9 protein-coding genes are annotated in these 13,268 nt (G+C 59.5%); 2 read left to right on the forward strand and 7 right to left on the reverse strand.

The annotated features are described in order from the left end of the window. Positions 1 to 6 precede the first annotated feature (6 nt). The 7 genes from algG to yaaA all read right to left on the reverse strand — a co-directional run bounded on the left by algG (position 7) and on the right by yaaA (position 10,218). The gene (algG, locus tag FQ182_RS03960) at positions 7 to 1,584 is read right to left on the reverse strand and encodes a mannuronan 5-epimerase AlgG (RefSeq protein WP_371923850.1); all 1,578 of its coding nucleotides are present in this window, start codon (positions 1,582 to 1,584) and stop codon (positions 7 to 9) included. Positions 1,585 to 1,598: 14 nt separating this feature from the next. Further along, complete coding sequence (locus tag FQ182_RS03965) at positions 1,599 to 3,086, reverse strand: alginate export family protein (protein ID WP_149493973.1); 1,488 nt, start codon at positions 3,084 to 3,086, stop codon at positions 1,599 to 1,601. After that, the gene (algK, locus tag FQ182_RS03970; protein ID WP_149410961.1) at positions 3,083 to 4,489 is read right to left on the reverse strand and encodes an alginate biosynthesis TPR repeat lipoprotein AlgK; all 1,407 of its coding nucleotides are present in this window, start codon (positions 4,487 to 4,489) and stop codon (positions 3,083 to 3,085) included. Before algK ends, FQ182_RS03965 begins: the two co-directional genes overlap by 4 nt. Positions 4,490 to 4,498: 9 nt before the next feature. Beyond that, positions 4,499 to 5,668, reverse strand: coding sequence for an alginate biosynthesis protein Alg44 (locus FQ182_RS03975; RefSeq protein ID WP_149410962.1), 1,170 nt, complete (start codon positions 5,666 to 5,668; stop codon positions 4,499 to 4,501). Positions 5,669 to 5,717: 49 nt separating this feature from the next. Next, positions 5,718 to 7,199, reverse strand: a complete 1,482-nt coding sequence (gene alg8 / locus FQ182_RS03985) for a mannuronan synthase (protein WP_178114382.1) — start codon at positions 7,197 to 7,199, stop codon at positions 5,718 to 5,720. Between the two features lie 101 nt (positions 7,200 to 7,300). Beyond that, positions 7,301 to 8,617, reverse strand: a complete 1,317-nt coding sequence (locus FQ182_RS03990) for a nucleotide sugar dehydrogenase (RefSeq protein WP_149410964.1) — start codon at positions 8,615 to 8,617, stop codon at positions 7,301 to 7,303. Positions 8,618 to 9,438: 821 nt separating this feature from the next. After that, entirely contained in the window at positions 9,439 to 10,218 is a 780-nt protein-coding gene (gene yaaA / locus FQ182_RS03995; protein WP_149410965.1) for a peroxide stress protein YaaA, read from the reverse strand. 120 nt (positions 10,219 to 10,338) lie between these two features. Between yaaA and FQ182_RS04000 the strand changes: the two genes are divergently transcribed. Together FQ182_RS04000 and FQ182_RS04005 are read left to right on the forward strand one after the other, a co-directional pair. Next, on the forward strand, positions 10,339 to 11,463 hold the full coding sequence (locus tag FQ182_RS04000; protein ID WP_149410966.1) for a polysaccharide deacetylase family protein: 1,125 nt from the start codon (positions 10,339 to 10,341) through the stop codon (positions 11,461 to 11,463). Between the two features lie 347 nt (positions 11,464 to 11,810). After that, a complete protein-coding gene (locus FQ182_RS04005) occupies positions 11,811 to 13,205 on the forward strand; it encodes a PhoH family protein (RefSeq protein WP_149410967.1) in 1,395 nt (464 codons plus the stop codon). Positions 13,206 to 13,268: the final 63 nt, after the last annotated feature.

Below are 13,268 nucleotides of genomic sequence, written 5' to 3' on the forward strand. Positions count from 1 at the left end.
TCATCCTCAGTCCTGCAATTCGGTCTGGCGTTCGACAGGGTCGATCAGCACGGCTTTCTGCTGGCGTACCAGCAGGTCGAGAATTTCATCCTGGCGTTCGCCGAGAATCCCCGAGAAGCTGATGCCGCTGGATTTGGTCGGGGCGAGCATGGACACGCGAAACAGCTCGATGCTCAACGGTGAGTCGATGGACAGCGGCCCGCTGCCGTTGGCGGCCAGTTCACCGCCGACCACGATCAGCGAGACCTTGGTGTCGAACGGGTCGAGATCGAAGTCGCGGTCGGTGTTGGTGAGGTCCTTGATGTGCCCGTAGACCCCGGTCAACCCATTGGCCATGGCGATGTTTTCGTACAGACGAATGTTCACGCTGTTACGAATCCGGATGCCGTGGCGGCGGTTACTGATCACCTTGTTGCCCCACAGCAGGTTGTCGCCGCTCTCATAGAGCGTGATGCCGTCGGTGTGGTTTTGGTAAATCTCGTTGTCGGCGATCACGTTGTTGACGCTGTTACGGTCGATCACCAGGCCCGAGAGCTTGTTGTCGTAGCTGCGGTTGTTGAAGATGAAACTGTCATTTACTTCCCGGGAAATGATGATGCCGTGCTTCTTCTTGGTGCCGTAGACGGTGTTGTCGGTGATGATCAGACCGTGGGAACGGTCGTGGGGGTCAATGCCGTAGACAAGGTTGTCCTTGTAGGTATTACCCTTGATCACAAAGCCTTCGGTCTCGTAGCAGTAGAAACCGTACCACATGTCCGAGAACTCGGAGCCGATGATCCAGCCGGTCGGCTCTTTACGCTTGAGCACCTTGGCCATGTTCGGCGTGTACTGGGAAATACTCACCCCGTAGGACTTGCTGTTGGCGTAGCCGAAGCTGGCCATCTTGCTGTTGACGATGTAGGTCTCGGTGCCGCCCCAGGCCAGCAGGAACGGGCGAAATTCCTTGGACGACTGGAAGGTCGCCGGGCCGTTGCTTTTCTCGCGCCAACCGGTGATTTTGGTGTCGCGCACAAACAGCTTGCCGTCGTTGACCAGGAACGAGCCGGCTTCCTGGGACAGGCGCAACTCTTGAGTCTGCTTGTCGATTTCGAGGATGCCTTTGTTCCCGACCACAATCGGTAACCTGGCCAGGAACACGCCCGGCGAGGTTTCGCTGAGGTACTGCTTGGGCACTTTCTTGAGCAGGTCCTTGAGGTTCATGTAGCCGTCGTCGATAAAGATCGCCTGGGGAATGCCGTGCTGGCGCACCACCCATTCGGCCATCTTGTTATCGCCGCCGATAAAGTCCTTGAGGGCGTCTTCCTGCATCATCCGGCGCACGCTGACCTTGCCGACCTTACTGCGCACGATTTTTTTTGCAGCGGCTTCTGCGGTGTAGCCCGAGACGTCCGGCAGCGCAGGCTTGGGCATCTCCAGCGGCGCAGTCGGCGGGCTGGTGATGGTGTAGGTCTTGGCCTGTTGCAGTTCCTTGGCGATGGTCGGCGCTTTGACTGCCGGCTCTGCATTGGCCATGGCCGAAGCGCTGGCCAGCAGCATCGCTGCGACCAGCAGGCTGACCGAGCCTTTGAGGGCTTGAGGGTTCATTGCGCAGGCTCCCATCAGAAGCGCCAGATCACGTCGACAAAGGCGCGGTGCATGTACGAGTCGACTTGTTTGCCGTAGGCATCGCCCGGTTTGAACACACCACCACGAAAGCGCACCAGGGCCGACGGTTCGTCGATCGACTGGCTGAGCGCGGCCGGCAGCAGGCCTTTCTTGAAGTACTTGGTGACCACCAGGTCCACCTCTTGGCCGAGGTCTTTCTTGCCGTCTTCCAATGGTAGGGACGAGGTGGAGAGCACGGCGCCGGTGACGTCGTCGGTGTTGTTTTGCACCGCGTCGATGCCGTTGCTGCCCACTGGCTTGTTGCCGTCCACGCGCCAGAACTTGTGGTAGACCAGGCTGGCGTCGTAGTCGTCGCGCAGTTGCCAGGAGCCGAATAGGGTGGCGGTCTGCATGTTGTTCATCTCGCCGCGAAATGCCTCACCGAAACGGTGTACGCGAGATTGGGTGCCGGTGTAGTTGGAGCGGTTGCTCTGCAGGCCGTTCTGTTCGTAGTTGGCGCTGGCACGGGCATAGGCCGCACCGACTTGCCACTGCGGGTCGAGGCGCAGGCGCACACCCAGGTCGGTTGCCCAGCCGTCGACGTCGTCGCTGCGTTTGGCGGTGGCCGGGCGGGTGCCGTCGGCGTTCAAGGCGTTGACGGTGTCGCGATCGCCCTTCATGCCGGTGATGCTGGCCCAGTAGTTGACGGTGTTGGTGTTGCGCCAGTTGTAGGCGTCGCTGTTGGCTTCGATGCCGAGCCAGGTCAGGTCGCCGTTTTCGCGCTTGTCCAGGGAGTCAGCAGCTACGCCCGGTTCCGGGAAGTCGAGCTTGCCGTCGTCATGGGTGTGATGGCCGCGCAGGCCGATCCACTGCCCCGGCGTCCATTGATAGGCCGCGTCGGCGTAGAGGTGCTGGCGGTCCTTGTCCTTGGGCGCCAGTTCCTTGAGGTCGGTGCGGTATTCACTGAAGCGTTCGGCAGCGCCGACATTAGCCCGCAGCAGGGTGGTGTCGAAGGTCCAGTTCAGCGCTTCGATGTTGGTGTCGCGCCACTGGCCGTCGTCGTTGCGCAGGCGTTGGCGCCCGAGTTTCAGTTGCTCGCCGGGGTAGGGCGTAAAGCCGCTATAGCCGATCCAGAACTCGCGCAGGGCCAGGTAGTTTTTCTTGGTCTTGCGGTCGTCGTTGCTCGACTGCTCAGTGGCGTCGGCGTCGGACTGTTGCAGGGTATCGGTCTCGATGATGTCGCTGGCCGCTACCGCCTGACCCATGGCGTAGGCGCTCCAGTTGCCGCTTTCACCGTAGACCCACGGGCGCAGGTCGAGGCCTATGCCGTTGACGTCGCCCTCTTTCTGCGTGCCCAGGTCGCGATCGTCTTCGGACTGGCCAGTGACTTTGACTTCCAGGCCGAAGTTCTTTTCTTCGGTCAATGCGGCCAGGGTCGGGCACGACCACAGCAGTGCGAAGGTCAGGCCAATACCGGCCTTGACGAATGGATTGAGCTTCATAGGGATTCCTCGCCGTCTTCTTCTTGCAGGGCGTGCAGTTGCAGCGTGTTTTGACTCAAAGCGCCGCGGGCGGCCTGTTCTTGTTGCAGCAGGCGCTGGCCTTCGGCACGCAGGGCTGGCGGCAGTTGCGTGTCCAGCTGCGCGGCCAGTTCAGTGGCTTGCGGTGTGTCCTGTGCCTTGGCCAATTGGCTGAAGACCCAGGCGTTGAGGGGATCGGGCTTGGTGCCCTTGCCCTGGGAAAATAGCTGGGCAATAGCGAAGTCGGCACTGTTCTGGCCGTTGCGCGCAGCGGTCAGCAGGTGGTCCAGAGCTTTTTGCGGATAGACCTGGCCCAGGTAGCCACGGCGGTAGATCTGGCCGAGGTAGTAATCAGCGGCGACTTCGCGGCCGACAGCTTTCTGGAAGTGCGCTTCGGCGGCCTTGGCATCGGCCGGTACCCATTTGCCTTCGTAGTAGAGCTTGCCCAGCAGCAGTTCGGCGCGGGGCTGGTCGGCGGCGCTACCGTTGTCCAGGTACTTCATCATCTGGTCGACATCGCCCAGTTCGGGGAAGTCGTAGAGCAATTGCGCCAGGCTGACCCAGGAGGCCGGGTAGCCAGGGGCGATTTTTTCCAGCAGCGCTTGCGCGGTTTTTTCGTCGGTCTTGCCCAGGCTCGCATCACCCAGCACACGGGCTACGCTGTCCACCCGTTGGGCGGTGACGGTGCCAAGGCTGAAACCTGCTTGCATCTGCTTGAGCAGTTCAGCTTGTTGTTCAGGCTGGTCGCGTTTCTGGTAGACGGTGGCCAACTCGACGTAGCAGATGTCGGTGGTGCTCAGTGCCGCCTTGCAGATGGTTTCCACTTCGTCCAAGTGCTGGTCGTACGTGCCCTGGGTGCGGTACAGCAGCACCTGGGCCAGACCCGCTTCTGGGTAACCGGCGGTGCGCCATTTGCTGATTTGCTGCTGGGCGTTGATGTTCGGGAAACTGTGGGGATATTGCAGGTACAGCATCGCCAGGGGGATCAGGGTGTTGCCTTCGCCATTGGCAAAGGCTTTTTTCAACAGGCCTTCAGCTTCGTGTTGCTCGGCCTCGGTGGAACCGGGCTTGGCTACCAACAGGCGACCCAGGCGAGCCTGGGCGCGGGGCGAGATGTCGGCCGCCGCGCGGTAGGTGGCTTCGGCCTGTTTTATTTGCGCAGGGTCGCGGGTGCCTACCTGGATATCAGCCAAGCCCACTTGGGCTTCGCTGTAGCCCAGGTCGGCCAGTTGCTGATAGTTCTGCGCAGCCATCGCCGTGTCGCCACGCTTGAGGGCTTCATTGGCCAGGCGCTGGTCGGGCAGGCCGGCGCAACCGGCGAGCGCGATGGCCAGGGCCAGGGCCAGTGGTACCGGCAGGAGTCGAAGTGGGCTAGTCACAGGCATGTCCTCTGCTTAAAGACCGGCGGCCATGGCTTTGTCGATCAGCCAGTTCAGGGAAGGGCCACGGTCGCTGGTCACTTCCACCGGGCGGCCGGCGTAGGCGCTGTCCAGCGGAGCGTCGGGCTTGATCTGCACACGAATGTCGGAGGACAGGTCGGCGCTGTTGAGGCTGGTGCTGCTGACGATGGTGCCGGTGCGGGTCTGTTCTTCGTCGGCGACCTGGAAACTCACCGGCGTACCTGGGCGCACATCACCGAACTGGCGATAGGAGAAACGTGCCTCAACGGTGGCCTGGCTGCCACGCGGCACCAGTTGGAAGATCACGTCGCCCTTGCTGGCGTACTGACCATCAGCCACCAATTGCTGAGCCACGATGCAGTCGCACGGGGAGGTCAGGGTGCCGGTCATTTGCTTGCCGAACAGCTCTTCAACCTTGGCCGGTTGCAACTGGTCTTCGTCCAGATGGCCCTTGAGCACGTCGAGCATGCTGGTGCTGAAGGTGGCGAGTGGCGCGCCTTTGGCCGCCACCGCATCGCCTTTGATCAGGCTTTGCACGGTGCCGTCGCGAGGCATCGTGATGTTCATGCCGGGCACGCTGACCAGGCCAGCCTGGGCGTGGCTGACGAAGTACATGCCGTACACCGACTTGAAGATGAAACCGAAAGCGGCCAGGCCGACGAGGAAGATCGCCAGGCTGAAAGTCACGGCCCGCAGGCGACCGAAGGCACTCATGCCGCTGCCGCCGTCCTTGACCTTGCGCGCCTTGGTGAAGTTGTCGCGCTGCAGGGTGGCGAGCACGTCGCCCATGGTCACGATGTCACCGGACAGGTGCGAGGTGATCAGGTGACGCAGGGTGGAAATATCTTGCGGCTCCAGGTTCTGGAACTGGCAGCCGGTGCGGCCGGTCTGGCGATCGTAAGAGCGAATCAGCAGCTCGACGTCCATCGCTAGGCCGAGGTTGTCGATGACGAACTGCAAGCGACCCTTATGCACATCGCCGACTTTCAGCGGTTGCTGGGCGGCGTTGAAGGCCAGGCCGCCAGCAGACAGGTCGATGACCCGCACTTCCATGGGCGTGCGGTCGGCGCCGAAGAAGCGCAGCTTGGCCGGGATTTTGACCCGGGCGTGTTGGCGCTGGGCTTCGGACTCGTGAACAACATTGGCGTTTACTGGAGAATTCATTGGGCTATTCATGGCGGTGTAATTCCTAGTTAATTCAGGCTTGGCAGGGTCAGACCATCATCAGCAACACAGCAACGAAGATGCTGCCGGCGGAGAAGGTCATGGTCCGAGACGACCAGGTGTTGAACCAACGTTGAAAGCTGGCCAAATCGCGGGTCAGTTTGGTGTCCTGGCGGGTCCAGGACTGTTGATCGAGGCGGAAGAACACGTAGATTTTTACCAGCGCGCCGACGATCTGGTTGTAATAGAGAATCACCGGGTAGGCCGGGCCGATCTTGTGGCCGGAACACGACAGCAGCAGGGTCAGGATCAGGCGGGTGATGCCGATCCACAGCAGGTAGGCGAGGATGAACGCGCCGCCGTATTTGAAGCTGGCGATGATCGCTACGGTCAGGCCCAGCAAGGATGTCCACATCGACACGCGCTGGTCGAACAGCACCACGCTGGTGAACGCACCGAGGCGTTTCACACCCAGGCCCAGGGCCCGGGAGTTCTGCCGCAGGTTGTTGCCGTACCAACGGAACATCAGTTTGCGGCTGGCCTTGATAAAGCTCTTTTCCGGTGGATGCTCGACGGTGTTGATCGCCGCATCCGGCACGTAGAAGGTGTCGTAGCCCAGGCGCATCAGGCTGAACCAGCTGGACTTGTCATCGCCGGTCAAGAACTTGAAGCGGCCCAGGCGCCAGTGTTGCAGCGAGTCGCTTTCGACGTCGGCGATAAAGCTCGGGTCGGTGACGACGCTGGCGCGGAACACCGACATGCGCCCGGTCATGGTCAGCACGCGCTTGGACAGGGCCATGGAACACATGTTGATGTGGCGCTGGGCGAAGCGCAGTTTGTGCCACTCGCTCATGATGTAGCCGCCGCGCACTTCGCAGAACTCGTTGGTGGTCAGGCCGCCGACATTGCCGAATAGCTGGAACCACGGCACGGTCTTGCGCACGACGCCTTCGGCGAGCACGGTGTCGCCGTCGATCACTGCAACCACGGCGCGGTCGTCCGGCAGGTGGCGGGAGATGGCGCGGAAACCGTAGGCCAGGCCGTCACGCTTGCCGGTGCCGGCGATGCGCACGAAGTCCAGCTCAACGTGGGCCGGTGGGTTCATCTTTTCCCAAAGGCTCTTGACCAGCAGCTCATCGGACATTTCCACCAGGGAGCAGACCACGGTGGTGGGGAAGCCGCATTCGATGGCTTCGCGGATCACCGAGCGGTAGACCTGGGCAGTGGTCAGCGCATCGATACGAAAGCTGGTGACCATCAGGAATACGTGAGACGGGTCTGCCGACTTGCCCAATTTGCGCACTTTGCGCCGCAGGTGCGGGTAGACCACGTAGAGAAACAGCATGCCGCGCACAAAGTGCGTGGCACCCATGGAGTAGCGCCAGATGCCGACGGCGCCAATCAGGAATATGAAGTCCTTGGACTCGGAGTCGAAGATGGTCGCCGGCAATGCCAGGGCCAGGCCCATCAACAGGCTTAAAAACAAAAGCCAGCCAGCGGATTGAAGTAGCACGTGTTTTAGCTTGGACATAAGCGTCATCCGAAGGTGAAGGAGGCTTCAAGCCGCAAGCTACAAGCTGCAAGTGAAGCGCTTTTAACTTGCCGCTTGAAGCTTGCAGCTCGCTGCTGCTCTTACCAGCAAATACCTTCGGTACGGCCACTCACGCTGGTGGCTTTGGACATGAAACCGACCAGGTCGACCACTTGCTTGCCGTGGGGCGCGGTCTGGGCCAGGGCGCGGAATCTCTCGTCGCGGTTGCCGAGGACGATTACGTCGCAGTTGTTGATCACGTCGTCGAAGTCCGAGTTGAGCAGGGACGACACGTGGGGGATCTTCGACTCGATGTAATCCTTGTTGGCGCCGTGGACACGGGCGTACTCGACGTTACTGTCGTAGATGCTCAGGTCGAAGCCCTTGCCGATCAGCATTTCCGCCAGTTCCACCAGGGGGCTTTCGCGCAGGTCATCGGTGCCGGCCTTGAAGCTCAGGCCCAGCAGGGCAACCTTGCGCTTGTCGTGGCCGGAGATGATGTCGAAGGCGTTCTGCACCTGGGACTCGTTGCTGCGCATCAGCGAGTTGAGCAGTGGTGCTTCCACGTCCAGGGAACTGGCGCGGTAGGTCAGGGCGCGCACGTCCTTGGGCAGGCAGGAGCCGCCGAAGGCAAAGCCCGGACGCATGTAGTACTGGGACAGGTTGAGGGTCTTGTCCTGGCAGACCACTTCCATCACTTCGCGGCCATCGACACCCACTGCCTTGGCGATGTTGCCGATTTCGTTGGCGAAGGTAACTTTGGTCGCATGCCAGACGTTGCAGGTGTACTTGATCATCTCGGCGACGGCGATGTCCTTGCGGATGATCGGCGCGTCGAGCTCTTCGTACAGCGACTGCAGGACATCGCCGGAGGCTTTGTCGAATTCGCCGATGACGGTCATCGGTGGCAAGTCGTAGTCGGCGATGGCGGTGCTTTCACGTAGGAACTCAGGGTTGACCGCGACGCCGAAGTCGACGCCGGCTTTCTTGCCCGAGCAGTCTTCGAGTATCGGGATCACCACATTGGCCACGGTGCCCGGCAATACGGTGCTGCGCACCACGATGGTGTGGCGGGTGGTCTTGTCTCGCAGGACAAAACCGATCTCGCGGCACACCGCTTCGATGTAGTTGAGTTCCAGGTCGCCGTTCTTCTTGCTCGGCGTGCCGACGCAAATCATCGACAGGTCGGTATCGCGGATTGCGTCGGCGAAGTTGGTGGTGCCGCGCAGTCGGCCGGTTTTAATACCCTGGCTCAACAGTTCGCCCAGACCCGGTTCAACGATGGGGGATTTACCCGCATTGATCAGGTCGATCTTATCCTTGGAGATGTCTACGCCAATGACCTCATGGCCCCGTGCAGACAGGCAACCGGCACATACTGCGCCAACGTAACCCAAACCAAATATGCTGATGCGCATCGCATTTACCTCTGTGTTAATCATGCCATTAGATGGCCGGAGTTCATGTTTTAAGGCGTCACTCATGCACTAGGAAATGCAGCGAATAGACGCCCCATTGCCACGTACAGGCATATTAAAAATCGAGTGACCAACTAATGCACTCAAGTTGTGCGCAACTTGGCCTTGTTATTGGGGCTTGCCCTGAAATGCAGCCAGGCTTCCTTTTGGAATGCCTGGTGCCAGTGCCGCAAGGTTTCGATATTGACTATTAGGTCTTTAATATCAGAGCCTTGGGTTGTCTCACTGGCTCATACAGGTAAGCTCAGCCTTGGCCTTGTAGGGGATGGCTGTGAAGCCTTATCGCCCGTCCTCAACTAATCAGTTGATGGTTTGACCATCGAGCCAAAGTGTATGTGACAACTTTGCTACTTCCGTTGGTCGCTGTGTAAGTAATCTCGTACAAGGAAAGAGATAATCGTTACCGGTGGTATGAGCGGTGCTTTAGGACATAGTTCCTGGCCGCTCATCCTGTTTCCGGAAATTTCTTGAAATATTGAGAAAGATGGCACTGGTAGTGGAGTGATAGCACTTGCTGCTTTAGTCAGTAGTTGCAGGGAGTTGCGGGGCTTAAATGGTTTTGTGCCACTACTGATTTAAAAAAGTGGTGCCACTACAAAAAAAACTGACGAATGTCGAGTGAAAGAATCGTTATAAATTCTGAATAATAATTTTTGACGCCAAATAAATGACGATTTTTCGCGACGGAAAGGGAGAGGAGAGGCTTTTGTGGAGAGGGCGCTTACCCGCTCTCCACAAGTTGTGCGTTGTCGGGGGTAGCCTTATTCCGGTGCGTGGTCGCGCAAAAACACCAGGTTATCCGGCTTGGACTGCTCGGCATTGAAGCGATAACCCTGGGCATCAAACTGCTTGAGCAAGGCCGGGTCGTTGATGCGTTCTTCAATCACAAAGCGGCTCATCATGCCTCGGGCCTTCTTGGCGTAGAAGCTGATGATCTTGTACTGGCCGTTTTTCAGGTCCTTGAACTCGGTGTTGATGATCCGTGCGTTCAAGGCCGGGCGCTTGACCGCCGAGAAGTACTCGTTGGAGGCCAGGTTGAGCAAAACGTCATCGCCCTGTTCGACCAAGGCTTCGTTGAGCCACTCGCTGATACGGGTGCCCCAGAAGGCGTACAGGTCCTTGCCACGGGCGTTGGCCAGTTTGGTGCCCATCTCCAGCCTGTAAGGCATCATCAGGTCCAGGGGGCGCAGCAGGCCGTACAGGCCGGAGAGCATGCGCAGGTGATCCTGGGCGTAGGCGAAGTCGGCGTCCTTGAAGGTCTCGGCATTCAGGCCGGTGTAGACGTCGCCCTTGAACGCCAGCAACGCCTGTTTGGCGTTGGCCGGTGTGAAGGCTGGGGTCCAACTGCCGAAGCGTGCCGCGTTAAGGCCGCCAATCTTGTCGGAGACGTGCATCAGCTCGCTGATCTGCGCTGGGCTTAGCTCGCGCAATTGCTCGATCAGCTCCTGGGAGTGGTTGAGATATTGCGGCTGGGTAAAGTGCGGGGTCACCGGCGGTAACTCGAAATCGAGGGTTTTGGCTGGGGAAATCACCATCAGCATGAAGTCGTCTCCTGTAATCGTCGGGGGATTCTAGGGGCTGGGGCGGTTTGACTCCACCTATGATGCTGATAGGGGCTGATCGGCTATAGTGCCCGACGACTCTGGAGATGGAGACCCTCTGTGCGAATTGCGCTTTTGTTGTCAGCCTGGCTGGTGTGTCTGAATATCCAGGCGGCACCGGTGGATGTGGCCAGCCTGGACCGCAGCACCTGGCCCGAGAAATTGAGTAGCCCGGCGCTGTTCGATGTGGCATCCCGGGCGGAAATCCTGATGTTCGCCCGTGCCTTGCTGGCCAGCGAGGCGCTTGATGAGCCTGCCCTCAAACAGCGCCTGGGCCTGAAGATCATCAACCTGGGGTCCATCGACGACCTGCGCCGCCAGCTGTGGCAACGGCTGCTGGAAAACTACACGTTCGCCCAGCAAAGCTGTGAGCAGGACGCCTCGTTCTGCTACCTGGTGGAAAGCATGGACGACCTGCGTGAGCAGGCCAGCAAGTTCGAGGTCAGCGACAGCTCCTTCTACATAGGCTGGGCCGCGCCAAGCCGGGCTTTCCACGAGCGTTATCTGGATGAACAACTGCGCAAGGCCGCGCTGTTCCCGCAAATCAGCAGCGAAGTGGCGCGCTTCGGCGACCATGAGCGTAACGGCAATGAGCTGAACGACCGCCTGTTTTTGTTGACCTTCGACGGCGGCCCGGCGCCGACCAGCGGCAATACCGATTGGCTCGCCGACTACCTGCGCAAACAGAAAATGAACGCCACGTTTTTCGCCCTCGGCAACAGCCTGCAGATGCGTCTGGAGAAAAGTTCGTCTGCCGATGTGCAGGCGCTTTATCAGGGCCAGTGTGTCGGCATCCAGGGCTGGCAGTACCGCTCCCACAGTCATTGGGTCGACTGGCAAAGTTCGATCACCCGCAGTGCCACGCTGGTGCAGAACCTGTTGCCGGAAAACTATGTGCCGTTGTTCCGGCCGCCGTATGGCCAGCGTCGCGCTGATGCCCAGGGGTTTTTCCAGTCTCAGGGGCTGCAAGTGGCGTTGTGGGACATCGATTCGGAGGATGAGGCGGGCAAACTCAAGGCCGATGAGTCCGGCCAGCGGGTACTGACGTTGATGCTGCTGTGGCGCCGGGGGGTAATTGTGTTCCATGACACTCAGGACAAGGCACGAGTGGCGCTGCCCTGGCTGTTGCAGGCGACGGCTGAAAGTGGACTCGGCTGGCAGGATTGTCGCGAAGCGTTTCGCTGAAACGGCGAGATGCCCGGCCCTGTTGGGGATGAGGGTTTTTCGGGGCGAAAACGGAAGAAATTTCGATACAGGCGGACTTCTGACTTTAACGGTGCATCGGACGCTCGCCTAGTGCTATTCGTCATCCTGAAAAATAAACTTCAAAAAAGCGTCAAAGTGCTTTTTTCTGTCATGGGTTTTGCGGTATTACGAAGACAGACAGCCGAAACCTGCAACACAGGTGGCGTCTTCCAAGACTCCTCTTGTGTGCAACGCACTTGACGTCCCTCAGGTGTGTTCGGTGGTCGAATCGAGGCGCAGCACTGTCACGGTATTGCGTCGACTGGCTCCCACAAAGGTGACCGAGTATGGATGATCATGGACGTAACCCTTCTTCCAACCAGCCAATCCTTTATGTGCTTGATACCAACGTATTGATCCACGATCCAAACGCGCTGCTTAATTTCGAAGAACACCACGTCGCCATCCCGATGATCGTGCTTGAGGAACTCGACAAACTTAAAAGCGGGCCTCACAGCGTTGCCGCCGAATGTCGCCAGGCCATCCGCTTGATCGACAAGACCCTGGGCGAAGCGTCACCCGCCGACGTCGAGGTGGGCGTACCGATCCAGCGCGGTAAAAGTGGGCCCAAGGGCTTGCTGTCGATTCTGATGAACAAGCGCAGCGAGCCCAACATCCTGTTGCCGGAAAATCTGAACGACAACAAAATCATCAACCAATTGATCGACCTGCACGCACGCGACAAGGACCTGCGCCTGGTGCTGGTGACCAAAGACATCAATATGCGCCTCAAGGCACGAGCGTGTGGGATCGCTGCCGAGGACTACAGTACCGATCAACTGGTCGACGATGTGTCGATGTTGTCCCGTGGTTATCACAACATGACCGGCTCGTTCTGGGATCGCGTCAGCAAGGTCGAAACCCGTCAGGACCATGGCCGCACCTGGCACCAGGTACAACTGATCGACAACCTGCCGGCCGTGCACATCAACGAATTCATCATCGACGAACAGGGCTTTGTCGGCTGGATCAAGGAGATCCAGGTCGATAAATTGCTGATCCTCGACCTGCATCAGGAACCCCTGTTGCACCAGGAAGCCTGGGGCCTGAAACCGCGTGACATTTACCAGAGCCTGGCGCTGTATGCCCTGCTCGATCCGGACATCCACCTGGTCAACCTGACCGGCGCCGCAGGCTCGGGGAAAACCATCCTCGCCCTGGCCGCCGCCATCGAGCAGACCATGGTCACCAAGCGTTATCGCCGCATCATCGCCACCCGCAGCGTGCAGGGCCTGGACCAGGAAATCGGTTTCCTGCCCGGCACCGAGGCGGAAAAAATGGAGCCGTGGCTGGGGGCGATCACCGACAACCTCGAAGCCTTGCACATGGATGACGAAAACACCCATGGCAGCGTCGACTACATCCTCAGCAAAGTGCCGTTGCAGTTCAAATCCCTCAACTACATCCGGGGTCGCAGCTTCCAGCAAAGCCTGATTTTGATCGATGAATGCCAGAACCTTACGCCGCACCAGATGAAAACCATCATCACCCGTGCCGGCGCGGGCTCTAAAGTGGTGTGCCTGGGCAACCTGGCACAAATCGACACCCCTTACCTGTCCGCGACCAGCTCCGGGCTGACCTACCTGACGGAACGCTTCAAGGACTTCCCCAACGGCGTGCACATCGCCCTGCAAGGGGTTCCACGTTCGATTCTGGCGGAATACGCCGAATCCCATCTGTAACACCAACTGCAACCGGGCGACGATGCTGTCGCCCGGTTTCTACTGCGACATAAACGCGCGTAC

It is taken from the genome of Pseudomonas sp. ANT_H4, from assembly GCF_008369295.1.
Lineage (GTDB): Bacteria > Pseudomonadota > Gammaproteobacteria > Pseudomonadales > Pseudomonadaceae > Aquipseudomonas.